The organism is Lacipirellula sp. (assembly GCF_965279485.1).
In the GTDB taxonomy this organism is placed as follows: Bacteria; Planctomycetota; Planctomycetia; order Pirellulales; family Lacipirellulaceae; genus Lacipirellula.
In genome coordinates this window covers 708,560-734,014 of record NZ_CBDIIC010000002.1, presented here as the reverse complement: position 1 = coordinate 734,014, position 25,455 = coordinate 708,560, and the positions used below count along the sequence as shown (strand labels likewise).

Annotated in this window: 18 protein-coding genes; 11 read left to right on the top strand and 7 right to left on the bottom strand. The window is 61.8% G+C overall.

Annotation, left to right across the window (positions count from 1 at the left end):
• The first annotated feature begins 22 nt into the window (after window positions 1–22).
• The 5 genes from ACQY7R_RS10480 to ACQY7R_RS10460 all read left to right on the top strand — a co-directional run bounded on the left by ACQY7R_RS10480 (window position 23) and on the right by ACQY7R_RS10460 (window position 5,059).
• On the top strand, window positions 23–853 hold the full coding sequence (locus tag ACQY7R_RS10480; RefSeq protein WP_428305552.1) for a sugar phosphate isomerase/epimerase family protein: 831 nt from the start codon (window positions 23–25) through the stop codon (window positions 851–853).
• Window positions 854–904: 51 nt separating this feature from the next.
• Window positions 905–1,708 (top strand): alpha/beta fold hydrolase, encoded by an 804-nt coding sequence (locus ACQY7R_RS10475; RefSeq protein WP_428305551.1) that lies wholly within the window; start codon window positions 905–907, stop codon window positions 1,706–1,708.
• Window positions 1,709–1,824: 116 nt separating this feature from the next.
• A complete protein-coding gene (locus ACQY7R_RS10470; protein ID WP_428305550.1) occupies window positions 1,825–3,270 on the top strand; it encodes a hypothetical protein in 1,446 nt (481 codons plus the stop codon).
• Window positions 3,271–3,410: 140 nt separating this feature from the next.
• A complete protein-coding gene (locus ACQY7R_RS10465) occupies window positions 3,411–4,424 on the top strand; it encodes a hypothetical protein (RefSeq protein ID WP_428305549.1) in 1,014 nt (337 codons plus the stop codon).
• A gap of 269 nt (window positions 4,425–4,693) precedes the next feature.
• A complete protein-coding gene (locus ACQY7R_RS10460; protein ID WP_428305548.1) occupies window positions 4,694–5,059 on the top strand; it encodes an STAS domain-containing protein in 366 nt (121 codons plus the stop codon).
• A gap of 8 nt (window positions 5,060–5,067) precedes the next feature.
• On the opposite strand, the gene ACQY7R_RS10455 is transcribed toward ACQY7R_RS10460, so the two are convergent.
• Window positions 5,068–6,546, bottom strand: coding sequence for a DUF1501 domain-containing protein (locus ACQY7R_RS10455; protein WP_428305547.1), 1,479 nt, complete (start codon window positions 6,544–6,546; stop codon window positions 5,068–5,070).
• Between the two features lie 34 nt (window positions 6,547–6,580).
• The gene (locus ACQY7R_RS10450) at window positions 6,581–8,998 is read right to left on the bottom strand and encodes a PSD1 and planctomycete cytochrome C domain-containing protein (RefSeq protein ID WP_428305546.1); all 2,418 of its coding nucleotides are present in this window, start codon (window positions 8,996–8,998) and stop codon (window positions 6,581–6,583) included.
• 468 nt (window positions 8,999–9,466) lie between these two features.
• Here ACQY7R_RS10450 and motA point away from each other — a divergent pair, with 468 nt between their 5' ends.
• Window positions 9,467–10,327, top strand: a complete 861-nt coding sequence (gene motA, locus ACQY7R_RS10445) for a flagellar motor stator protein MotA (protein WP_428305545.1) — start codon at window positions 9,467–9,469, stop codon at window positions 10,325–10,327.
• A 141-nt stretch (window positions 10,328–10,468) separates the two neighbouring features.
• On the top strand, window positions 10,469–11,482 hold the full coding sequence (locus tag ACQY7R_RS10440; RefSeq protein ID WP_428305544.1) for an OmpA/MotB family protein: 1,014 nt from the start codon (window positions 10,469–10,471) through the stop codon (window positions 11,480–11,482).
• A gap of 10 nt (window positions 11,483–11,492) precedes the next feature.
• Here ACQY7R_RS10440 and ACQY7R_RS10435 read toward each other — a convergent pair whose 3' ends face one another.
• The 5 genes from ACQY7R_RS10435 to ACQY7R_RS10415 form a co-directional block, all read right to left on the bottom strand.
• Window positions 11,493–12,893, bottom strand: a complete 1,401-nt coding sequence (locus tag ACQY7R_RS10435; RefSeq protein WP_428305543.1) for an NAD(P)/FAD-dependent oxidoreductase — start codon at window positions 12,891–12,893, stop codon at window positions 11,493–11,495.
• Window positions 12,894–12,899: 6 nt separating this feature from the next.
• Window positions 12,900–14,261 (bottom strand): MFS transporter, encoded by a 1,362-nt coding sequence (locus ACQY7R_RS10430; RefSeq protein ID WP_428305542.1) that lies wholly within the window; start codon window positions 14,259–14,261, stop codon window positions 12,900–12,902.
• A gap of 80 nt (window positions 14,262–14,341) precedes the next feature.
• Window positions 14,342–15,829: an MFS transporter gene (locus tag ACQY7R_RS10425; RefSeq protein ID WP_428305541.1), complete on the bottom strand. Its 1,488-nt coding sequence runs from the start codon at window positions 15,827–15,829 to the stop codon at window positions 14,342–14,344.
• Between the two features lie 48 nt (window positions 15,830–15,877).
• Window positions 15,878–18,754: an efflux RND transporter permease subunit gene (locus ACQY7R_RS10420; protein ID WP_428305540.1), complete on the bottom strand. Its 2,877-nt coding sequence runs from the start codon at window positions 18,752–18,754 to the stop codon at window positions 15,878–15,880.
• A 737-nt stretch (window positions 18,755–19,491) separates the two neighbouring features.
• The gene (locus ACQY7R_RS10415) at window positions 19,492–21,078 is read right to left on the bottom strand and encodes a sigma-54 interaction domain-containing protein (RefSeq protein WP_428305539.1); all 1,587 of its coding nucleotides are present in this window, start codon (window positions 21,076–21,078) and stop codon (window positions 19,492–19,494) included.
• Between the two features lie 209 nt (window positions 21,079–21,287).
• Here ACQY7R_RS10415 and ACQY7R_RS10410 point away from each other — a divergent pair, with 209 nt between their 5' ends.
• The 4 genes from ACQY7R_RS10410 to ACQY7R_RS10395 all read left to right on the top strand — a co-directional run bounded on the left by ACQY7R_RS10410 (window position 21,288) and on the right by ACQY7R_RS10395 (window position 25,447).
• A complete protein-coding gene (locus tag ACQY7R_RS10410) occupies window positions 21,288–22,346 on the top strand; it encodes a sulfate ABC transporter substrate-binding protein (protein ID WP_428305538.1) in 1,059 nt (352 codons plus the stop codon).
• Window positions 22,347–22,430: 84 nt separating this feature from the next.
• Window positions 22,431–23,270, top strand: a complete 840-nt coding sequence (gene cysT, locus ACQY7R_RS10405) for a sulfate ABC transporter permease subunit CysT (RefSeq protein ID WP_428305537.1) — start codon at window positions 22,431–22,433, stop codon at window positions 23,268–23,270.
• Between the two features lie 2 nt (window positions 23,271–23,272).
• Window positions 23,273–24,181 carry a sulfate ABC transporter permease subunit CysW gene (cysW, locus tag ACQY7R_RS10400; RefSeq protein ID WP_428305536.1) on the top strand — a complete coding sequence of 303 codons (909 nt, stop codon included), beginning with the start codon at window positions 23,273–23,275 and terminating at the stop codon, window positions 24,179–24,181.
• A 42-nt stretch (window positions 24,182–24,223) separates the two neighbouring features.
• Entirely contained in the window at window positions 24,224–25,447 is a 1,224-nt protein-coding gene (locus tag ACQY7R_RS10395; RefSeq protein WP_428305535.1) for a sulfate/molybdate ABC transporter ATP-binding protein, read from the top strand.
• Window positions 25,448–25,455 lie beyond the last annotated feature (8 nt).

The window sequence follows — 25,455 nt, the reverse complement described above, 5'->3', positions numbered from 1 at the left end:
GTCTCGCCTAAACTCAATCGCTATGTCGACGAACCCCCTCTCCTTTCGCTTCGGCAACGAGTGCTACACGTGGTTCATGAGCGGCGCGGGCGCCACGCATGCGAACCGGCTGGAGCACATGATCGAGATCACCGCTCAAGCCGGCATGACGGGCATTGAGCCGATTCACTTCTGGATGGGCGATTTGGCCGATCCGCAACGGCTGACGGAGGCATTGCAAAAGTATCAGGTGCAGTTGGCCGCTATCGCGTTGGTTTTGGAGTGGAATCATCCAACAGAGACCGAGCACGAACGAGCCGAGGCAGATCGCGTGATCGACCTGCTCGCGCAGTTCCCCGGGGCCCTGCTCTGCACGGTGCAGATGCCGACCAGCCGCGATGATTTGTCGCAGCGGCGAAAAAACCTTGTCGCGAATCTCAACGCTGTCTCGCGCCGTGCCGCAGAACGCGGCGTGAGAGCGTCATTCCATCCCAATTCGCCGCCGACGTCGATCAATCGCACGGCCGAAGATTACGAGGTCATCCTCAACGGTCTCGATTCGCAGGCGACCGGTTGGACGCCCGATGTGGGACACATCATCAACGGCGGCATGGACCATCTCGCGACGATGCAGCAGTGGCAGCCGCTGATCAACCACGTCCATTTCAAGGATTGGGACGGCCAGCCGGAGTTTGCGCTGATGGGTGCCGGCAAGGTCGACCTTGTCGGCGTGACGAAGTGGCTGAAGTCTTGGAACTACGGCGGTTGGATCATTTGCGAAGATGAAGCGGAACAAGCGGTCGACGACCCCGACGGCGTGACGCTGCATGATGGCCGTTGGATTCGCGAGACTCTCATCCCTGCGATTGCGTGAACGATTGGTGATCCCGAGTAGATCATGCCATCTAGCTTGGAACGGTACACGATGCCTCACGTAAAAACTAACGGAATCAAGCTCTACTACGAAGAAGCAGGCGCCGGGCCGCCGCTCGTCTGCATCATGGGGATCACTGGGCCGGGAAGCGTTTGGTCCAACCATACAGCGCTGTGGAGCAAGCGCTTTCGCTGCATCCTGGTCGACAATCGCGGCGTCGGCCAAAGCGACATGCCGCCGGGGCCGTATTCGTCGGCAATGATGGCCGACGATTATGCAGGTCTGATGGACGCGTTGCAGATCGATCGCGCTCAAGTGATCGGCTGTTCGATGGGGAGCGCGATCGCCCAGCAACTCGCCATTCGCCATCCACAACGGGTGGAGAGCCTCGTGTTGATGTGCCCCTGGGCGCGGTGCGACCGCTACGCCCGCGATGTGTTCGAGCATCTCCGAGTTGCCAAAGCGAAGCTGACGGCGGCCGAGTTCGTGCGCTACATTCAACTCCTCATCTTCACCAAGCCGTACTGGGACAGCGACGCCGGCTACCAGACGCTGCTGGATGGCCGCCTGCTCGCGACCGAAGACCAGGCGCCGCAGCCGCTGCATGCCCTCGAAGCGCAAGCGGACGCCTGCGTAACCCACGATGTGCTGGGCGACTTGGGCCGCATCGGCTGCCCAACGCTCGTTATCGGCGGCAAGGACGACATCTTCACGCCGCGATGGATGGCTGAAGAGGTCGCCGCAGCGATTCCGAACTGCGAACTCTACCTCTACGCCGACGCGGGGCACGCCTTCCACTGGGAACAGCTCGAGGATTTCAATCCCCGCATCGTGCGGTGGTTCTCGACACGCTAGCATTCGACCTTCTGAGCGTTACCGCTGCTGAAAATCAGCGTCGACGACGTTGCTAGCAATTGCTACTCTCCGCACGCTTGTTGCGCGTGTCGCAACGTCATGCGGAGATGCGAGCGATGGAACAAAAGCGACGATGGTGGACGATCGGCGGCGGCGTGCTAGGCGTGTTGCTGCTGGGCATCGCTGCCTACAACTATTGCCGTTGCTACTGCGGCGGGCCAACACGACTTTCCATGAGTGCCGGCAATGTCTGTCCACTGCGCTCGGAAATGGCCAGCCAGATAGCCGCAAGCATCAGCGGCGACGTCGAAGTCGCCGTCTGCGCGGGAACGAACTCCGATGGGATCTGTCAGGCGGTGAATGAAGGCAAGCTCGACATGGGGCTCGTCCTCGGCGGATTGCCAGCGACCCAGTTCAGTAATGTGCGACAGGTGGCGGCACTCGGCGTCGAGCCGCTTCATCTGGTCGTGCGGCGCGAAATCGCCAGCGCGTCGGAGGGGCCGTCGTTGGAAATGCTTCGCGGCCGGCATATTTCCCTCGGAGAAGCAGGCTCCAACGGTTGCCGACTCGCACTCGATCTGCTTCGGTTGGCGGGGCTTGAGGCCGGCTCGGCGACAACGCCGGCTGATTTCGGGGCCGACTACGCCACCGAGCGTCAACTGCACGATCAGGCAGTCGCGTGGCGCTCGGCGTCGGTCGGCGAGCGTTTGAAGCTTGAGAAGCAGCTTCCCGACGCGGTGTTCATCGTTGATTCGTTGCCGTCGGATCTTGTGGATGAATTGGTTCGGCAGTGCGACTATCAACTCATTTCGTTGCCGTTCGCGACGGCGTTGCACCTCGATAGTCGTCGACACCACGGAGCAGAAGCGGGCGGGCTGCGGAACGATCGCGTCGAGAAGGTCGTGATTCCAGCGTTTTCGTACGGGATTCATCCCGCGATGCCGGCCGGCGATTGCGAAACGATTGGGCTGCGGTTGCTGCTCGTCGCCAACGAAGCGACGCCGAGCGACGCGTTGCGGGACGCCTTAAGATCGTTCACCGACGCCGTCGCTCGACACGCGCAGATCAAACTCGACGTGACGAACGCGAATCCAGAGTTTCCCGTTCATCCTGGCGCCGAGGCATTCTTGCGAGCGCGGCGGCCGATCAACGTCGACGAGATTTTGGGGCCGACGACTGATGCGCTAAGCGTTTTCGGCGCGACGATCGCCGGATCTCTAGCTATCTGGGGATTCGTTCGCGGGCTGCGGGCAGTGCCTCCCGACGTCCACATGCGGCAGGTCCAGCGGGTGGAACGACTGCTGCACGGCAACGAGCTCGACGAAGCGGCGCCCACGCTCCCCCGTGAGTTTTTGGATTATTTGGAGTCTCGACTGGCGCAAGTGAAGCAGGCGGCCATCGAAGATTATACCGCCGGAAAAATGCACGGAGATGAAGCGCTAGTCGGCATCCTCACGCTCGTCGCCGATACGCGGCATTTGCTGGCGATGCGCCGCAAGCAGCTCGTCGGCGCCAGCCCGGCGGTGGAACTAGGACTGGTGCGGCGCACCGGAGCCGCGTGAGTGTTCGCGCGAGGCGCCGGCGCTGCTAGCTGGCAAAGCCTCTGGAATCGTTAAACTCCGCCAGCTCGACGGGACGAACTAGAGCATGAGATCGCAGATCGTGCGATCATGCCACGCGCCTCGTCGGACAGCTGCTTAACGTGCCACGCCTCATCCCCATCTTGCGCCGCCTGGCGGCTCGCTTGTCGCGCCGCGGCGCGCCGTGGGCATTGGCGGCGTGGAGCCTCGTCTGGTTCGCTGCTGCGGGATCGGTTCGCGGCGAAGGGACGCTGCTGGAGTACTTACAAGGGGCCGAGTCGCGGTCAGTGAGCCCAGCGTCTGCGAATATGGAAACCATCGTCGAAGGCGAGCCGACGCCGCTCGCCGACGAGATCGCTCTCGAACAGCCGCTCAGTGCGGCGAGCAGCGTCGCCGGCTCGCCATACTACGACGATCACGAACCGCCGTTCGGCGTCGGTCCAGAGGACCAGCCGAGCTACCTGCCGGGGAACATGCCGATCAACTGGATCTCGGGGCCGTACCTGCGGTACGGCGTCGACTTCACCATCGGCGAGGGGATTCTCGAAGGGGGCCAAAAGCTCGGTTGGGGCGTCAACGGCGGCTTCCGTCAGGCGCTCGCCCCCGGACTCGCGCCGGGCAACATGTTCTTTGATCTCGGCGGCGGCTACCTTTCGGCGGTCGGGCAGACGACGCGCGTGGTCGACGGCGTGGAGACGAACACGATCACCAATACAAAAACGCCGGTCGCCGATGCGTTCACCGTCAACCTGCTCGAAGTGAAACGCTCGTCGGTGAATCTCGCTCTCGGTTGGTATTGGGGCGACGTCGTGGACCGCCGCGGCCAAGATCCGCGGCTGCGGTTTGCGACGCGGTTCGGCGGTCGGATGGGCTCGGTGCGCGGCCGCTTCATCAAGCATCTCGACGTCGTTCCCTCGGCGAACAGCAACATTCAGTCGACTTTTCTGAATACGGACACCTTCGGCGGCCTGCTGTTAGGTACCGAGGCAATCCTGCTCAGCCGCAGGTATGACACCTGCAACATTCTGCTGACCGCCGACGTTGAGTTCGCCAACGACTGGATTGAATTCGGCGGGTTCGACTCCGGCAGTCTCGGCACGGCGTCGCTGATGACGGGCTTTATGCTGACGCGGTAGAGCTAGCTGGCGGAATTTCTGGTTTCCGCCCCGCGGCGATGGCGGTTCCGGCGGTTCCGGCTGTGCCGGTTCTACCGATTCAACTCGGCCATTTCTGGCCTGAGCGTCCTGATTTCATCACTTTGCGCAATCGCCGTCTTCGCCAGCGTTTTTCACGCGGCGTGGCCGTGGGGAGTGCCGCAATCGTCGCGTGGCAAGTCGATCTCGTGGCCTATGGTTGCCGGTCAGGCGACCGAAGGGCGCCTTCCACGATGATTGGCACTGGCTCGATGAGCACACTTACCTACGAACTTTACGGCGACGCCCTGCTTGCGACGTTCAGCGGCGCGATCACGCGGCACAACGCCCCCGGCTATCAGGAAGAACTCGCGGCGGCGCTCGAACCGGCGCAGAGCCTCGTGCTCGATATGTCGGAAGTTGAAGACGTCTCCGGCACGGGCTTTCGAATGATGCTCCACCTCTACCACCTCGTCTGCATTCGCGGCGGCGAGCTGGCGCTGGTAGGCATGAATGGCGACCTCCGCGACACCGTCGAAGCGACCGGTTTCGGCGAGTTTTTCGTCGTGTGCAAGACGCTCGACGAAGCGATTGAGCGGGTCTGCCGCGACTCGCAAGGCCACGCGAGCGTGCGGTAGTAACGCCGTCACGCCATGATGCCGTCGACCACGTGGCCGGCGACGTCGGTGAGGCGGAAGTCGCGGCCTTGGTAGCGGTAGGTGAGCCGCTCGTGATCGATCCCCAGCAGCCGCATCATCGTGGCGTGGAGATCATGAATGTGGACCGGGTTTTCGGCGGCGTGGTATCCAAGCTCGTCAGTCGTCCCGTAAGTGACGCCCGGCCGAATGCCGCCGCCGGCGAGCCACATCGAGAAGCCGCGAATGTGATGGTCGCGGCCGACCATGGGGGCCTCGACGTCGCCTTGGGCCATCGGCGTGCGGCCAAACTCGCCGCCCCAGACGACGAGCGTATCTTCCAGCATGCCGCGCTGCTTGAGATCGGTGATGAGCGCTGCGCTCGGCTGATCGCTGGAGAAGCAAGCCTCGGGGATGTATTTCTTGATGCCGTTGTGGTGATCCCAGCCGCGGTGGTAGAGCTGAATGAAGCGCACGCCCCGTTCGGCCATGCGGCGCGCTAGCAGACAGTTGTAGGCGAAGGAGCCGTCGGCGCCTTTCACTCCGTACATGTCGAGTACATGCTGCGGCTCGTCGGAGATATCAACGAGACCCGGCACGCTCGCCTGCATGCGGAACGCGAGTTCGTACTGGGCGATCCGTGTGGCAATTTCGGGGTTCTGCTCCGAGAGGTCGCGAAATTTGTTGAGGCCGTTGATCGTCTCGACCACGTCGAGCTGGCGCTGGCGATCGACGCCCGGCGGATTGCTGACGAAGTGGACTGGATCGTTCTGCGAGTAGACCGGCACGCCTTGGAAGCGACTCGGCAGGAAGCCGCTGTGCCACTGCCGCGAGGAAATCGGCTGCGGCGGCCGGCTGTCGGAAAGGCTCTTCATCACGATGAAGCCGGGCAGATCGTCGCTTTCGCTGCCGAGGCCGTAGTTGATCCAAGCGCCCATGCTGGGGCGGCCCGACACGCTGGTGCCGGCGTTGAGGAACGTTTGGGCCGGGTCGTGATTGATTTGCTCGGTCTGCATCGAGCGAATGATGCAGATGTCGTCGGCGATTTTCGCGGTGTGCGGCAGCAGGTCGCTGATCTGCTGGCCTGATTGTCCGTAACGCTGGAACTTCGCTTGCGGCCTCAGTGCCAGGAGTGCGCTCCCCTGCAACTGCGCGATTGGTTGGCCCTTCGTAAACGACTCCGGCATCGGCTGGCCGTGGAGTTCGGCGAGCTTTGGTTTGTCGTCAAACGTTTCGAACTGCGACGGACCGCCCGCCATGCAGAGGAAGATCACCCGCTTCGCCCGCGGAGCGTAGTGGAGCGGATTGACGACGCCGCGCGATGTCGCGAGCGGCGCGGCGCCCCCCTGCCCTGCATCAACGCGAGCGGCCGACGCCTGTCGCTGCAGCAAACCGGCCAGCGCCATCGTTCCCAGCCCGAGCGAGGCCTGTCCCACGAAGGTACGGCGGTCAACCAGGCGTTCCCAGGCTTCGAAAGGCGTTGGCTTCATGGCAGTCGGTTCGTCAATCGGAACAGCGCGTTCATCAGTTGCGCGAGATGGTTTCGTTGAGGTTGAGCAGCGCGCGACTCACCGAGGTCCAGGCAGCGAGTTCTGCCGGGACGAGCTTCGGATCTGCCTCGGTCATGCCGACGCGAAGGAGCGCCGCGGCCTCGTCCGGGTTCGCAGCGAAGTGGTTGCGATGCTTCGTCAGCAGTTGCTGCAGTAACTCCAACTCTTCGACCTGCGGCGCGCGGCCGACCGCGGTTCGCCAGGCCCATTCCAGTCGACCGGCTTCATTGGCGGCGTTGCTTGTGAGCACGCGCGTCGCGAGGGCTCGAGCGGCTTCGACGAACGAGGGATCGTTCAGCAGCACGAGCGCGGCGCTCGGGGTGTTCGAGATCGGACGCTGAGCCGTGCATTCTTCCCGCGTGGGGGCGTCGAACGCCAGCAGCCACGGGTGCAGAAACTGCCGCTGCCAGTGGACGTAGACCGAACGGCGGAACTGCGCCGAGTCGAGGGTTGGCTGATATTCCCGCTCGGGGAAGTTGAGCGGTGCGTAATATCCCGCCGGCTGGTAAGGCCGCGAAACGCCGCCACCGGTTTGCATCACCAGCAATCCGCTGACGGCCAGGGCATTGTCGCGAATCTCTTCGGCGTCGAGTCGGAACCGCGACTGCCGTGCGAGGAGGCGGTTTTCGGGATCGATTGCCTCCAACTCTTCACGCGGCAGCGACGACTGCTGATACGCGGCTGAAGTGACAATCAACCGCATCATGTGCTTGACGTCCCAGCCGCTCTCCATGAACTCGACGGCTAGCATGTCGAGCAACTCCTGGTTCGCGGGCCATTCGCCTTGCGAGCCAAGATCGAGGACCATCTTTGACAGGCCGACGCCGAACAGCCGCTGCCAGAGGCGATTGATTTCGACGCGGGCGGTGAGCGGGTTCTCGCGCGATACGAGCCAACGAGCCAAGTCGAGCCGGCTCACCCGGCGGCCGTCGGTCTCGATTTCACCCATGAACGCCGGCACGCGCGGCGTTACGACTTTGCCCGATTGATCCATCCAATTGCCGCGCGGCAAGATGCGAACTTCGCGAGGCGTCGTCGCGGCGGTGATCATGGTGGGCTCGAACTCGCCTTCAAGCTTGGCACGTTCGGTCCGGAGCTTCACCAGCCGCTTTTGCTGCTGCGGCCACTTAGCGTCGACGTTGCCGGTGAGTTGCTTCTCGACTGAGCTAATTTTCGCGTCGACCTCAGCGATTTTCCGATACGTCGGCAACGTCCAAGCCAGCATTTCAGGCGGACGTTCGGTCGGGGTCGTATTCTTGGAAATCTTGTCGAAGGCTCCCCAGTGGTCGACGTCGGCGAAGATAGCGCCGAGACTGTAGAAGTCTTCGGACGTGTAGGGATCGAACTTGTGGTCGTGGCACTCTGCGCAACCGACCGAAGCGCCCAGCCAGGTTTCCGAGACGTTGCGAACGCGATCGGCGAGATGCTTCGCACGGTATTCGGCGTCTTGGGCGCCCCCCTCGTGCGTCGTTTGCAGGAGCCGGTTGTAGCCGCTCGCAACCTGCTGCCACATCGTGGGATTGGGGAGTAAGTCACCGGCAAGCTGTTCGACGGTGAACTGGTCGAACGGCAAGTTGTCGTTGAACGACTTAATCACATAGTCGCGATACGGCGTGATGCGATGCTCCTGGTCGCCGTGGTAGCCCACGGTGTTGGCGTATCGCACCAGGTCGAACCACCACGACGCCATCCGTTCGCCATAGGCTTCGGAGGCGAGCAACCGGTCGACGAGTTGCTCGTACGCGTCGGGACGGGCGTCGTTGACGAACTCATCAACCTGAGCCGGCGTTGGCGGCAGGCCAGTGAGATCGAAGTAGACGCGGCGAGCTAGCGTCGCGCGGTCGGCAGCTGGCGAGGGGGAGATCCCTTCGGCTTCGAGCCGCGCCAAGATAAACGCATCGATCTCGTTGCGAGGCCAGTCGCCCTGCTTCACGGCGGGCGGTTCGCGGCGAACTGGCGGGACGTACGCCCAGTGAGGTTCGTACTTGGCGCCGGCGTCGATCCAGCGGCGGAGGACGTCGATCTCACGCTTGGTGAGCCGGGGCTTCTTCGCATCCAACGGCGGCATCTGCAGATCGGGATCGTCGGTTGCGACGCGGTTGATTACCTCGCTCGAATCGGCGTCGCCAGCCATGATCGCCCATTCGTGGGCGCCCTCTTCGGTGTCGAGCCGCAGCTCGGCCGCGCGGTTTCCTGAATCGGGGCCGTGGCAAGCAAAGCAGCGGTCGGAAAGAATCGGCCGCACGTCGCGGTTGTAGCTGGGGGCTTCAGCCGCGATGGCCGCAGAGCCGCAGCAGGCGAACGCCAGCGCAGCCGCCCAGTTGCTGATCGTGAGCAGCTTGCCGCCTCCTGGGGCGCGGTGTTCTCGGGTCCGTGTGCCGTCTGCTCCCAACGTCGATTTCCCCAACTAAGACAAGGTCAGCACCATCCCCGGCGGGCGTGGCGGCGACAGTAGCCATGATACTCGATTCCGCTAAAACGCGGCGAGCGGCACGGCTCCATCCTTAATGCCAGTTTGTGGCCGATCTCCCCGCGAAAAGTGGGCGATTTCCCGGATTTTGCGGCTCGTGGAATGCCCGAATCGCCAGCCGCGACTGCGCTAGCGGGGTCTGCCGCCTTCCTCGCGGTGTTTCCGGCGGCTTGCGAAGGCCTTCAGTCGCGCCAGCTGCTACAACCGGCCTGCATCATCCCGCGGCCTCCGATTGCACCGAAGTGACCTACATTTTCGAGGTTTCCCGCCCTCCGCGGCGATACCGCCCGCCGCCCGAGTGCGCCGCGGGGTCGTCCATTTGCTAGACGCGGCGCCAGCCGGAATTGAACAGCTAAGCACCAACGCCGGCGGCGGGATTAGGACTTCGAGATGATCGTCATTGTGGGATGCATCGTGGTGGTGGGCGCCGTGCTCGCCGGCTTTACTTGGGCCGGCGGCCATATTGGCGCGCTGATCCATCCGTCGGAAATCGTCACGATCGGCGGCGCCTCGCTCGGCGCGCTCATCGTCATGTCGCCGAAGAAGGTGCTCATCGACTTGATGAAGGGGATCATGCAAGCCATCAAAGGCTCCCCCTTCAGTAAAGCGATGTACGGCGACCTGTTTCGACTGATGTACGACTTGCTACGCACGGCTCGCCGCGAAGGATTGTTGGGCCTGGAAGTCCACGTCGCTCATCCGCATGAGAGCTCGATTTTTACCAAGTACCCGCGCGTGGCGAACAACCACCACGTCTGCGACTTTATCTGCAGCGGTCTAACGCCACTTGTGGAAGGCACGGCGCGCAAAGAGCAATTGCCGGCGCTGTTCGCCGCAGACCTGAAGGTGATCGAGGAAGAACATCACTTGCCGACGCATGCGTTGTCGAAGACGGCCGACGGTTTGCCGGGCTTCGGCATCGTCGCGGCGGTGCTCGGCATCGTCATCACGATGGGGCACATCGACGGGCCGCCGGCTGAAATCGGTCACAAGGTCGGCGCCGCGCTCGTCGGAACGTTCCTCGGAATTTTGATGTCGTACGGCTTCGTCGCTCCGCTGGCGGCTCGTATGGAGTTGCTCGGCCTCGCCGAGATCGCGTTCTTCCGGACGATTGCGACGATCATCACCGGCTTTGCGAATGACTTGCCGCCGAAGGTGGCGATCGACCAAGCTCGCCGCGGCGTCGCGTCGGAAAATCGGCCGAGTCGGGAAGAGCTAGAGACGATGTTCCAGGAAGTCGACGCGACCTAATTTCGTTCACCACGAAGGCTGTAAATCACGAAGAACGGCACGAAGAGCATCTAAAATCGCAATTCACCTTTGTGAATCCTTTGAGCCTTCGGGACTTCGTGGTTCGCATTCAACCACTCAAAAAAGTAAAGCAGAACTTCAATGGCAGCTGGCGGCGGTGCATGGAAAGTGGCCTACGCGGACTTCGTGACCGCGATGATGGCGTTTTTCATGGTGATGTGGCTCACCAGTCAGAAGCCCGGCATCAAGGAAGCCGTCGCCGGCTATTTCCGCGAGCCGTTCGCTACCTACAAGAGTCATCAGAAGGGCGCCGCGGGCACCGCCAAGCCGATCATCGATCCGATGTACGGCCACACGGCTCAACCGCAGAAGCGGCGGCTGGCGATCTCCGGCGACGTCACCGACTACCAGTTCACCCTGTTGTTTCCGGAAGGCTTAGCCGACCTTGAGCCAGAGCAACTGAAGGCGATCCAGGAGTTCGCGCCGATGATGGCCGGCAAGCTCAATCGGATCGAAATCCGTTCCCACTGCATCCGCAGCCCGTTGCCCTCGGATAGTCCCTTCGGCGATCACTGGGATATGTGTTTCGCGCGCTGCCAGCGCGTACGCGAAGAGTTGCAGATTCTGGGTATCGAGCCGGAGCGGATTCGCCTGAGCCAGGCTGAAGGCAACGAACCGTTAGCAATCAATCTGTCGCCGGAGGAATTGAAACTCAATTCTCGCGTCGACGTGATCTTGTTGCCCGACCTGGCGGAGATTCCCTGGGAGCGACGACAAGCCGAACAAGAAGCCGTGGAGGAATCGACCGAGCCCGCCGCGACTGAGCAGCAGGCGAAACCCGCGTCGCACAACGCCCACGATGTGGCTCCGCCGCAGTCGGTGGAGCACGATGCGCATGCCGTGCCAGACGAGCATGCGGTCGAACACCACGAATCGACGAGTGACTCTGGTCACGGCGAACAGCACCATGCGGATGCTGAGCCGGCGGTTGAGCCAGCTCACGATCTCCACGCCAGTGAGGCGCGCGGGGACGAACATGAAGACCAGCACGATGCCCATGCCGACGAGGCGGTAGAAGCAAATCACGGAGCAGCAACTGCTACTCCTGCACCAGCGACCCCGCACTTGCCGGGACACGAAGCTCCGCCACACTAAGTCGCGCTTACTACGGCGTGGAAGTCGACGATGTAGTCGCGCCATTTGCTGGCTGCGCAGGCGGCAGGTTTCGCGCCGCTTTCGGCGGAACAGCGAGGTTCTGCAGTGCCGCCAGATCGTCGTCCGACGGGACGTCGCCGGTGATCAGCCGCGCCGAGCGGTCGTGCGTGAAGTAGTTCCACGACCACTGCGTGAGCACGAGCAGTCGGTTACGGAAGTTCGCGATGTGCATCAAGTGGACCACCAGCCACAGCCACCAGGCGATGAAGCCGGAGAAGTGGACGCCCTTGATGTCGGCCACCGCAGCGCTCCGGCCGATCGTGGCGAGGTTGCCGAGGTCGTGGTAGTGGAACTCTGGCAGCGTCTTGCCGCGTAGCTTCGCATTAATTAGCCGAGCAACGAAGCGTCCTTGCTGGATCGCCGGCTGCGCGACCCCCGGCAGCGGCTTGCCTCCTTGGTGCGAATAGCTCGACATATCGCCGAGGACAAATACCTCGGGCCGGCCGGCGAGCGAAAAGTCCTTCTCGACGATCAACCGCCCGGCCCGATCGAGATCGGCGTTCGACGACGAGGCGAGCGACTTGCTGAGCGGCGACGCCTTCACGCCGGCCGCCCACAGCACGGTGCGAGTCGGCCAATGCTCGACGCCGGTCGACGATTTCATTTCAATGCCTTTGTCGTCGATGGCCGTCGCCATGGTCTTCGTACGAATATGAACGCCGAGTCGCTGCAGCGTGGCGTGCGCTTTCTCTGAGAGGTCTTCAGGAAACGAGCCAAGCACGCGGTCGCCGGCCTCGACGAGCGTGATGCTTGCTTCAGACGGATCGATCTGGCGGAAGTCGTGCTTCAGGCTATGCCGTGCGATTTCAGCTAGCGCCCCGGCGAGCTCAACGCCCGTTGGACCGCCGCCGACGATCGCAAAGTTTAGGAGCGCTCTCCGGACAGCGGGATCTTGCTCCGTTTCCGCCTGCTCGAACGCCGAGTAAACGCGGCGGCGAATATCGGTGGCGTCCTCGATCGTTTTCAAGCCGGGGGCGAATTGCGCCCAATCGTCGCGGCCGAAGTAGCTATGCCGCGATCCAGCCGCCACGATCAGGTAATCGTAAGGTACGTCCCCTTGGGTGGTGTGGACGCGCTTCTGATCGAGATCGAAGCCGACCACTTCGGCGAGCATCACCTCGCAGTTCTTCTGCCGGCTGAAGATCCACCGCAGCGGCGCGGCGATGTTCGCCGGCGACAAGCCGCCCGTTGCCACCTGATAGAGCAACGGCTGAAACAAGTGGAAGTTACGTCGGTCGATCAGCACGACGTCGACCGCGGCGCGCTTCAGCGACTTCACCGTATTCAAGCCGGCAAACCCTCCCCCGACGACAACGACGCGGGGACGTGGCGTGGCGGCTGGGGCAGGCATGCGAAGTTACTCCGGGAGGGGCTTGTCTTTGGTTTCCGGCGCGAACGGTAGGATGGCGATGCCGAGCACGAAGATCGCGCACATCGTCATCGCGGCGTAGCGTTCTTTCAACGGCGTGGGGAACTGGCCGTATAGGTCGGTTGCCAACTTCGCTGAAAACAGGCTGCCGCCGGCCGCGGCGAATCGCCCAATATTGTAGCAAAACGAGGTTCCTGTGCTCCGCATGCGGCTGGGGAAGAGTTCCGGCAGATAGATGGCGAAGCCAGCGAAGGTGGCGAGGTGCGTGGCGCCCATCAACGGCATCATCCAGTAGGCGTCGAACGGCGTCTTCATTTGCCAGTAGGCATAGACGGTGACGATGAGCGCGGCCGTAAAGCCGAGCGCGAAGGCAGGACGACGGCCGAGCCACATAGCGACGCGCGTGAACGCCCACATGCCGCAGGCGGCGCCGATCATGTTGAACACATAAGCCCATGTAATCGCTTGATTGACGCTGGCCTTCACGTCAGCTTCGGAGAGGCCTTGCTCTTGGAAATGTTTGGTAAAGATGTAGCGCTGCACGTCGGGCGCGTATTCGCCAATCGCCCATAGACCGACGACGCCAGTTGAGGCGAGCACGGTGCCGACGAGGAGATTTCGCCGCCACTGCTTGTCGCCGAGCAGCGAGAAGTAGGGCGTCAAAATTCCATGACCGCCGAGGCGACCTTCAGCCTTCGCCTTGAGCCACGGCTCAGGCTCACGGAGGAATTTGGCAGTGAAGATAACAAGTACAGCCGGCAACGCGCCGACTAGGAACATCCAGCGCCATGACTCGCCGGCTTCGATGACTTTGTTCGTTTCGAGCGCATCGAACAGCGTTTTGAAGGCGCCCGCGGAGAGATTGCCAATGGTTGAGAGAACCTGCAGCATCCCCAGCGCGCCGGTACGAGCGCCATTGGGAACGGTTTCAGCGATGAGCGCCACGGCCAAACCAAAGACGCCGCCCACGCCGAGGCCGGTCATGAAGCGAAAGAAAGCGAAGCCGGCGAACGTCTGGCTGAAGTACGTGAAACCAGTGAAACCGGAATAGAGAAGCACCGTGACGGTGAGCATTCTCGCGCGGCCGTACTTGTCGCCAAGGGCGCCGAAGATCAGACCGCCGATACCCCAGCCGACGAGAAAGATGGCGGTGACGTCTTTGCCTTTAGCCTGGACGACGCCGGGATCGGTTCCATCGGGCATCAGGGCTGTGACCGCTGGAACGCGGGCCAGCGTAAACAGCCGCTGATCCAGACAGTCGAAGCACCAACACGCCGACGCGACGAGAAAGACGAACCAGTGGTACGGCGTCAGTTGGCGAAACCAGGCGACACGCGGTTCTTGCGTCATGATCGAGAAGACGACGCCGGTGGGCGCCGAGCCTAGTTGTGAATCTGTCGTTTCGCGCGGCGAATCGTTCGCGCGCGGCGCTATTCAGCGTGGTCGGCTCCCTGCTCGGGAAGCACCGCGGAGAAAATGAGATTCGCGAGGAAAAGCACCAACGCCATCCCCGCAGCAACCACGGCAGTCTTTGCTGCCGGGGTTGCGCCCGGTATGAACGAGAACAGTGCGATTTGTTGAGTGAGGAACGCGAACGGAGTTCCGAACATCCGGCCGCCGATATTGGCGGCAAAGCTTTCACCAGTACCCCGTAGGTGAACTGGATAGGCCTTCGGGAGGTAATTCCCCCAGAAGCTGAACTGTGCGACCGTGAAGAACCCAGCGATGAAGATGCCGAGGCCGAGCAGCGAGACGTTCACTTCATGGAAGCCGGGGAGCCAACTCATATCGAAGCTGAAGAATATCTTTTCCTCGCCGCGCGCGAAGGCCCAGAAAATAAGCGGCGTTAGGATCAGGCCAGGAACTAAGAAGATTCGCAGCAATGCCCGGCGACTAGCGATGTGGGCGACCAGCATCGCGAGCGCGAAGCGGCCGAAGAGTCCGCCCGTTTCTTGTGACTTCGTGTAGTTCGCGACGGTTTCGCCAACGACGCGTCCGCTGGCCACGGCCGCTGCTTTCTCATTCGGGGCTGCCTTGGCGGCGTTCGCGACTTTCTCTTTCACGAGGTTGATGCCCGGCACGATTTGCGGCATCTGTTGGATGGCGCCGAACGCCACGCCATAGCTGCACGCGAACATGATCGTGGTGACGATTGTCGTACGGCGCAGTTCGGGAGAGAAAAGTTCGCGAACACTGGGGCGACGGAGCGTGCCCGCGTCCTTCTTCTCTTTCCACTTCGGCGATTCGGGGAGGAACGGTCTGATAATGATCAGCGGAATGGCGGGGATCAGCCCGCTCATCAACGTGTAACGCCAGTCGGCGTGCTGATAGTTGGGGCCGATCGAGCCGAACAACGGCGTCAGGAATGAGGGCATCTGGATGGCAGGGAAGCCGGCCGAGTGTCGCACGATCAGGCCGTTGACGACCGCGATCAGCAAGCCGCCGATCGACGAGAAAGCTTGCGTGTAGCCGAGGACTTTCTCGCGCCGCACCGGGTCGTCGAACAATTCGGCCAACCAAGCGACCGCGGCGACGAACTCCACGCAAACGCCGATGAACGTCGTCGTCCGGAAAAACAGCAACATCCACAGGTTCGTCGAGAACCCGGCAAAGAACGCTGAGAAGGCGTAGAGCAAAATGCTCCAGGTGAGCACCCGGCGACGGCCGTACCGATCGGTCAGGTAACCGCCGAGCAAGCCGAAGATGCCGCCGCAAACCGCAGGAACGTAAAACAGCAACCCGAACCACTTCGTGAATTCGGGAGTGCCACGCGCGAATCCGCCAAGCTCCTGCAATGCCGGGCCGATGATCAGCGGCAGCATCAATAGTTCATAGATGTCGAACGCGAACCCAATCGCGGCGATAATGCACACCGTCCATAAAGCGAACGTCATGCGTTGAGACGATGCATCAGACATGGGCAGTCTCTGCGGGGCTGCCCTGTGCTGCGATGCGACGGGCGCGGCTTACACCTTCAGACTCGCCCCATGTTCCCTGAGCGCGCGCCGGCGGTCAAGCGGTGAAAGGACCGAATCGACTCGCCCGCGGACGTCGATCGGCTCCGTCGCCGGCCGCGATTTGCGCTTCTTCAAGTCGAACACGCGGCCGATCGGACCGAACATGATCGACGGCAGCATGATGAGCTCGGCAACAATGCCGGCCACGAGAATTGTCAACATCAGCCAGCCAAATCGCTGCGTCGGCGTGAACGAGCTCGTGGCGAACACGGAAAGCCCCAACCCGTTGATCAAGCCGGCTTGCAAGGTCGCGTTCGCCGAACGGCGGTACGAGCAGAGCGTCGCCTCGGCGCGATCGCCGAGGTTTTTGAGATCGTCCTTGTACCAGGCGAGGAAGTGAATCGTATCGTCCACGGCGACGCCGAGCGCGATACTCGCCGCCATCATCGAACCGATGTCGACCGGAATGCCAAGCCAACCCATGCCGCCGAAGACGACGAGCACCGGCAGCGTGTTCGGCACCATCACGACGGCGCCCGCGGCGAACCCGCGGCAGACGAACATCATCAGCGGGGTGATCGTCATAAACGACCACCAAGTACTGGAGATCAAGCTTTCGAGTAGCGCGTGCTGCGCTTTGTAAACGACTGGAATCACGCCGGTGAAGACGACGTCGACGCCCGCGGCGCCATGTTCGGCGCGCACGTCGTGCTCAACCGCTTTCGCCGCGGATTCGAACGAGGCGAGGATCGGAATCTCAGCGCTGCGTAGTCGCTCGTAATCGTGCGCGCCGTAGCCGCCGGTCAGGATGACTCCGTCGAACGGCGCGAGATTCTTCCGAATCTGCTCGTCGCTCAGCGCTTCCAAATTCACCGCCGCGCTCTGGGCCACGACGTTCTTGGTGTTGATGAATGCCACGACGTCGTCGGTGGCGCCTTTCGCTTCAGGAAGTCGTAACGCCACCACCTTCGCGCCGTTCGGCTGACCGTGGCGACGCTGTGAAAGGCCCTCAAGGGCATCGACGCTGGCAGTACGTGCGGTGAGCACCGGATTGACGGCGTTGCGCATTCTGGTGACGAGTTCACCGTGATTAATGTCATGGAACGCCGCGACGCGGACGCTAATGCGCCACAGTTCATCGCCGGCGCGCTCACCCGCGTCGGGGCCTTCGACTCTCAGGAAGCCCGACTCTTCGAGATCCTTGCGGGACGCAAGCAGCCGTTTGTTGACGACGCCGCGATAGGTGGCGGCGCCGACGCCGCTTTCATCGCCGCCGAGGTCAGGCGCGAACGTCGCGGCGCTCATCGTCGCACCGATCAGGTCGTCGCCATCTTTGCCGAGCTTACGCTCAATGCTCTTCTCGATGCGTTCGACCAGCTTCATCCGCTCGAAAAACGTGTGGCGGTTGACCTTCTGTCCCGGGGCTAGGTTGTCGGGAGCCGCTTCGAATTGCGTTTCGCGCGGGAATCGGACCACCAGTTCCATCGGCACGATGCGGCCGAGGTTGTTTTCGAACCAACGATAGTCGGCCAGCAAGCGGGCGTCGTCGCTGAAGAGTTTCAGCAGGTCGATCGACGTCGTAATGCGCGGCAATCCAGCGCACAGTACCACAATCGTGGCCATGCTCGCGCCGAGCACCAACGCATGATGCCGACGGATGAAATTGCCGAACCGCGTCCAACCGGCCGCGCCGAACTCCGGTTCGTCGTCATGCTTCTGAACGGCTTTGCCGGCTTGCATCGCCTTCAGTTCGGGCGGCGTCCACGGCCATTTCTTCATCGCGGCCGGCAACACCATGAACAGCACGATCAGCATCGTGAAGTTGCCGAGAGCCGAGAAGCCGCCGAATTTGGCGATCGGCAGAATATCGCTGGTAAGTAGCGAGGCGAGGCCGATGCCGCTCGTGACGGCACAGAGGATGGCCGGACGCCACGCATGCACGACGGCGTGCTCGATGGCATGGTCGAGGTTCCCCTGCTCCATGCAGGCTTGACGATAGTAGTTGATAATATGCACGGCGCCAGAAACGGCCAGCACGTAGATCAGCGCGGGCATCGACATCAAAATCGCATCCATGCGATGCCCCAGCAGCGGCACCATCGCTAGCGACACCGCGGCGGAAATAATGCCGCACATGAACACGAGCGCCGTCATCCAGACGTTGCGCAGCGACCAATAGGCGAGCGAAATGCCGAGCAACCCGGCCAAGCCGGCGAGTCGCAACAACGTCTTTTCGCCTTCGTCATCGATCGACACGTTGTCGATCGGCGGACCGCCCAACCGGATCGTCTCGCGATCGAGCCCGACTTTGTCGAGGGCTTGGTACAGCGGCGACGTCGGCCACTTCTTGAGGCCGAGGCCAGCTTTCGGTTTGCTTACCGAGTACTTCAAATTGGCTGACGCTTCAGGAGAAAGCGTCGCCATCACAACCGTTTGCTTTCCGTTGGCTCCAATGAGGCCGCCTGCCAGTCGTTCGGTCGCCTGCTTGCGGGTGAGACTCTGCGGGGGCGACATCAACTGCTTGAGAACACTGCGGGCGGTCGTGACCGTGGTGAACGCCTGCCCTCCCCCTGCCTTCTCCGGCAGCTTTACCTCGAGTAAGGCGTCGGCCAGTTTCTGAATCCGCGGATCGTCTTGAGTCCCGTCGTGGGCCTCGCCGAGTTCAGCGCCGTCCCAACTCACCAGAATGAACTGGTCGGCGGCGAAATGCTTGCGGAACCAGCGCAGCTCGACCGTCTCCGGATAGCTCTTCGGCAGCCAGTCAGAAACGTCGTTGCGATTGTTCGCAATCGCCTTGATCGCGCCGTAGCACGCCAAGGGCGTCAGCAAGACGGCGAGGATCAGAATCTGATTCTTATAGCGATCGAGAATCGAGGACTTGGCCATGTGTTGCAATTTTCGCAGGCGAGCCAAAAGACTCGCGCAAAGGGGGCGTCGTGCCCGCGACGGGCGGTTCGTCCAAAAACCAATTGGCCCATTCTGGCCGGATTGTAACGATGGCTCAAGATGAACCGCTATCGCGGGCGGGAGTGGTTCGCGACCGTTTTCTCCGGAGGCTTGGCTCCGCAAGCGGCGCAGAAACCAGCTCATTTCTCGGTGAAAACGCGTCACTTCGCTACTAAGTGCAACGGTGTGCGCCTCGTTACCGCCGACCGCGAGAAAGTTTGCTTTTTCCGGACGAGCGCCCACGTTGATTGAGAAGCTGCGACGATCAGATCAACCTTGACGGCGTTAGAGCAGCTCCATATTCTCCCGCCAACCGTGCAGCATTTACTCGTGCCGGCGATGATCGCCTGCCTGACTGCCGGGACTATTTAAGAGTGGAGATTCCTCCGATGGCTCAGCCGAAGAACACCGCCAAGAGCACCAAGCAACAACCGGCCGGAAAGGGCAAGCCCGCTGCGGCTCCCAAGAAGGGCAAGTAAGCTTCGTGCGGCGGTTCACGTTGCACTGTGCAACGTATATTGAACGCCTTGAGGGGCCGTGGACTTAGGTTCACGGCCCCTCTGTTTTTGCGCAGTCCTGCGCCTGCTGCGAACAGCCATCGCAGTCACGCGCTCTTGCTTTCGATTCTCGATCTCTCCAATGAGTCATCTGCGGTGATCAACGCGATGCTAAGAGAATCAATCCTCGCGGAACTCCGACCAATCGATCCCCAGCTTGCGCATCCGCGCGCGGAGCGTGTGAGGGTTGATCTCTAGCATGGCCGCCACGCCGCGGGGGCCTTCGATTCGTCCGCGGGCTCGCTTCAGGGCGGCGCGAATGTGCTGCCGCACGGCGTCGTCGAGCGTCCCGATCCCGCCGGTCGACTCGACCACGATCGGTTCGTGGAGTCTCAAGCTCGGCGCCGCTGCATGGTCGCCGTTGGGACGCCGATCCGAATCGACGCTGAAGCCAAGGGCAGCAGCCAATTCCAAAGTCTGCCCTTCGCCGAGAATAGCGGCTCGGTCGATGACCGCTCCTAGTTCACGAATATTGCCCGGCCAGGAGTACGATCGCAGCGCCTCGATGTCTTCCATCGTTGGCATCACCGGAGCGAGGCTGAAGCGAACTGCTGCGCGTTCAGCAAAGTGGGAGGCGAGTTCCGGGATGTCGCTCAGGCGTTCGCGCAACGGCGGCAGTAAGATGGGGAATACGGCGATGCGGTACCACAGATCTTCGCGGAACTTGCCTTGCCGCACCATCGCGGACAAATCGCGATGAGTCGCCGCGATCACGCGCACATCGACTCGAATCGGCTCGCGACCGCCGACGCGTTCGACGAACGAATCTTGCAGCACGCGTAGGAAGCGAACTTGTGCGTCGTGGGGGAGTTCGCCAATTTCGTCTAGGAAGAGCGTGCCGCCATCGGCGCGCTCGAACCATCCTTGACGAGTTTCCGACGCCCCGGTGAAGCTTCCTTTTTCGTGACCGAACAACTGCGAGTCCACGAGCTCCGGCGGAATGGCGCCGCAGTTGATGCGGATAAACGGCCCGTCGCGCCGATCGCCGCGGGTGTGAATCGCGCGGGCGACGACCTCCTTTCCAGTGCCAGTTTCGCCTAACAGCAGTACCGGCGCATCCGAAGAGCAAACAAGATCAACCCGCTTCATCACTGGGGCGAGGCCGCGCTTCTCCCCGACGATGTGGTCGTTGATTTCTTGCCGACCGAGCCGACGAAGCAACGATCTCCGATCGGCTTCGGCCGCTTCGCGCAGCGCGGCAAGCTCATGCAACCGCCGGTCGTTCTCGAGAGCGACGGCCAGAGGTTCTTGCAGCCAGGAAAGCATCTCCTCGTGGGCGAGCGTAAACCGTTCGCCGCGCTTGGCGGCAACGACGAGGGCGCCCATCGCTTCGCCCCGGCTAGCGAGCGGAGCGACGCGGACATCGTGAGCACCTCGCGGAATTGCCAGGACGTCGAGCGTCGCTTCCGGAGCGCCTCCCGGTACATAGGGGGCGCTCAATTTACCCAGCTTGATCCAGGCGAGGAGCTTCTTCATCTCCTCGGGGGTGCATTCCCGGCTTGCTGCCATCCCGGAGGGGGGATGATGGGGAGCGGCAGCGACCGAGGCGATGAGGCGGTGTTCGGGGACGATCCGCTCGACCGTCATGAAGTCGAGCGGGACGTGGGCGGCGAGGAGCTCGGCGATTCCGGCAATCGACTCGTTGATCTCGATGTGCTGGCATGCTTCGCGCCAGACAGCGAGCAGGATCTCTCGGAATCTTTCCATCGTGCGTCCATTGGGTTCCAGCAAATAAGCTGACATTCCATTATATCTCACGGATTTTTTCTGTCTTATATCACGGATCGCGGCTCGGCTTCCGTTTGTGTGGTTTTTGCAAGTTGTTTCTAAGCAATCACTTACGTCGTGGCACCTAGCTTGGCATTCAACCTGCATAAGCGGGGCCCCGTCTCTCTAAACGCAACCCAGGCGCCTATATGAAGTCACTCAAGAAATTCGCGACCTTCCTGATCCTCTCTGGCCTCACTGCAGGCTGGGCGGGTTGCGGTTCTTCGGGCGCATCGAGTTCAGACGGAGCGAAGGAACGGATCACGTTGCTGAACGTCTCCTACGACCCGACCCGCGAACTGTACGAAGAGGTCAACGCCGAATTCGAGAAGCAGTATGAAGAAAAGACCGGCACGCCAATCAAGGTCGAGCAGTCGCACGGCGGGGCCGGCAAACAAGCTCGCGCCGTGATCGACGGACTGAAGGCGGACGTGCTGACGCTCGCGATCGCCTACGACATCGATCAAGTCTCTGAATTGACGCAGCTCTTCCCGAAGGACTGGCAGAAGCGGCTCGACAACAACAGCTGCCCTTACACTTCGACGATTGTCTTCCTCGTCCGCTCAGGGAATCCGAAGCAGATCAAAGATTGGGACGACCTGGTGAAGGAGGGCGTCGAAGTCATCACACCCAACCCGAAGACCTCGGGCGGCGCCCGCTACAACTACCTCGGCGCCTGGGGCTACGCCCTCAAGAAGTTCGGGAACGACGAGCAAAAGGCCCGCGACTTCGTGAAGAAGTTGTACGAGAACGTGCCGGTGCTTGGGTCGGGAGCCCGCGATTCGACGACGACGTTCGTCCAGCGCGAGCAAGGCGACGTCCTCATCACTTGGGAAAACGAAGCTCTGCTCGCTCTCAAGGAACTTGGTCCCGAAAAGTTCGAGATCGTCGTCCCCTCAATCAGCATCCTGGCCGAACCGCCGGTGACCGTTGTGGACAAGAACGCTGCTGCCCACGGAGCGCAGGAAGCAGCCCAAGCCTACCTCGAGTACCTCTACTCCCCCGCTGGCCAAAAGTTGGCGGCCAAGCACTTCTACCGTCCAAGCCTCGAGCAACACGCCGATCCTGAAGACCTCAAGCGATTCCAGAAGGTTGAGTTGTTCGACGTCGACGACGTTTTTGGCGGCTGGTCTGAGGCTCAGGCCAAGCACTTTAATGACGGCGGTATTTTCGACGTCATCCAAGAAGAAATCGCGAGCAGCAAATAGCGCAGCGAACACTTGAGTCAGCGTCATGGGCGGTTCGGAGCCGCCAGGGAACGCGACTCGCCGAATAATTCAGCATCTCCCCCCATGTCTAACACATTCGCCAAACGACAAGTGATTCCCGGGTTCGGGATCACGATGGGCTACACGGTGACCTACCTGAGCCTGATCGTGTTGATCCCGCTTGCCGCACTCTTTATCAAATCTGCCGGCCTCGGCTGGGATGATTTCTGGAAGGCAGTCTGGAACCCGCGCGTCATCGCTTCTTACAAACTCACGTTCGGCGCCTCGCTGGTGGCGGCTATCATCAACGCCGTTTGCGGCTTCGTCGTCGCCTGGACGCTCGTTCGGTACAAGTTTCCCGGGAAGGCAATCATCGATGCGATGATCGACCTGCCCTTTGCATTGCCGACGGCCGTCTCGGGCATCGCGCTCACGGCAGTCTATTCCTCGCACGGTTGGTTTGGCCAATACCTGGAGCCGCTGGGTATTAAGGTCGCGTACACCCCGCTCGGCATCACGTTGGCGCTGGTGTTCATCGGCCTACCGTTCGTCGTTCGGACCCTGCAACCCGCACTTGCTGATCTGGAACGTGAGAGCGAGGAAGCCGCGGCCAGCCTAGGCGCCAACCGCTTCCAAACGTTCACGCGAGTGATCCTGCCGACGATCCTGCCCGCCTTGCTCACTGGCTTCGCGCTCTCGTTAGCTCGCGCGATCGGCGAGTACGGCTCGGTCGTCTTCATCTCCGGCAACATGCCGATGCGGACGGAGATCACCTCGTTGCTGATCATCTCGAAGCTGGAACAATACGACACGGCGGGCGCCGCCGCGATTTCGGTCGTCATGCTCATCGCGTCGTTCGGACTGCTGCTAGCCATCAACATGCTGCAGCATATCGCCGGTCGTCGCTACACGGCGGGGGCGTAACGATGAACGCACAAACGCTTCCCGTCACGCTTGAGTCGCCCGAATCGTGGCAAGTCGCCGGTCCGCAGCTCCGCAACGCGACCGATGAGTCGACGTGGGTCCGCTGGTTGCTAGTTGGTACGACGCTCACCTTCCTGGCGCTGGTATTGTTCGTGCCACTCGCCGCGATCTTTGCTGAAGCGCTCCGCAAGGGCTGGGGCGCCTACTTCGCCAGCTTCGAGAACGCCAATTTTTGGGCGGCCGTAAAGCTGACCACGATTGCCGCCGGAATCGCCGTCCCCGCGAACTTAGTGTTCGGCGTCGCGGCCGCTTGGGCGATCGCGAAATTCGACTTCCGCGGCAAAAGCTTGCTGATCACGCTGATCGATTTGCCGTTCGCCGTCTCACCGGTTGTTTCGGGTTTGATCTATGTGCTGTTGTTCGGCATGACAGGCTGGTTTGGGCCGTGGCTCGCCAGCCACAACATTCAAATCATCTTCGCTGTCCCCGGCATCGTGCTGGCGACGATCTTCGTCACGTTCCCGTTCGTAGCCCGCGAGTTGATCCCGCTAATGCAGGAGCAAGGGAGCGAAGAGGAGCAAGCGGCCATCTCACTGGGCGCCAACGGTTGGCAAACATTCTTCCGCGTGACGCTCCCGAACGTGAAGTGGGCCTTGCTTTACGGCGTCATCCTCAGCACGGCTCGTGCCGTGGGCGAGTTCGGCGCCGTGTCGGTCGTATCAGGACACATCCGCGGCAAGACCAATACGCTGCCGCTGCATATCGAGGTTCTTTACAACGAATACAACTTCGTCGCGGCGTTTGCCGTGGCGTCCGTTCTGACGCTTCTGGCTTTGGTGACGCTCGTGTTGAAGACGACGCTGGAATGGCGGATTCAACGCGATCTCGTCGAGGCCGCCAAGAGCGAGTAACGAGTGCCCTCTCTCGTGGAGAGGGCGATCGCGGGATTCGTGATGACAAGCTTAAAATCGCAGAACGCCGTCGCCGTACAAGCAGGGTCGTCCTTCGCGCCGCACTTCACTGCCGCCGAAGTCCTTCCCAACCTTCGCTTTCACCCTTCGCACAAATCCGAGCGCCAACAGGAGCAGGAATCAGCCGTCATGAGCATCGACGTTCAACACATCTCGAAAACGTTCGGAACCTTTCGGGCGCTTAACGACGTTAGCTTGAAAATTAACGACGGCGAACTGGTCGCATTGCTTGGTCCCTCGGGTTCCGGAAAGACGACGCTGCTTCGCATTATCGCTGGCCTCGAAGCTCCCGATCCGAACCCCGCCGCCTCGATTCGCTTCTACGATGAAGACGTCTCGCGTCGGCCGGTCGGCGAACGGCAAGTCGGCTTCGTGTTTCAGCACTACGCGTTGTTCCGCCACATGACTGTGTTCGAGAACGTTGCGTTCGGTCTGCGGGTGCGGCACAAATCGTCACGTCCGTCGAACGAAGAGATTCGCGACCGCGTCGAACGGCTGCTCTCGCTGGTGCAACTCGCGCAGTTCAGCAAGCGGTATCCGTCGCAGCTCTCGGGCGGCCAGCGTCAACGCGTCGCCCTCGCGCGAGCGCTCGCCGTCGAACCAAAAGTGCTGCTGCTCGACGAACCATTTGGCGCCCTCGACGCTCAGGTACGTAAGGGACTTCGCGCTTGGCTGCGTCGGCTGCACGAAGAGATCCACATCACCAGCGTCCTTGTCACGCACGATCAGGAAGAGGCGCTTGAAGTCGCCGACCGCGTCGTCGTGATGAATAACTCGAAGATCGAACAAGAGGGGACGCCTGACGAAGTCTTCCACAACGCGAAGACGCAGTTCGTCATGGAGTTCCTTGGCCAGGTCAACGTCTTCCATGGCCGCGTGCAGCGCGGCAAGGCGACGTTGGGCGATCTGACCGTCGACTACCCGAACTACAGCGACGACCGCGAACGTCCTGCCACCGTCTACATGCGGCCGCACGAGTTCGAGATCCGTCGCACGTCCAATGGCAAGCCGAGTTTCCCTGCTCGCATTGTTCGCATTCACTCTGCCGGCGCCGTCGCCCGCGTTTTCCTCGAGACGGAAGACGCATCAAGCGTGCTGGTAGAACTACCGCTCGAAGAATTCGCCAACCTGTCGTTGCAGGATGGCGAGAACGTTCACCTGTATCCCAAAAACGCCCGCGTCTTCGTACCGAGTGAAAACAAATGAGCCAGACG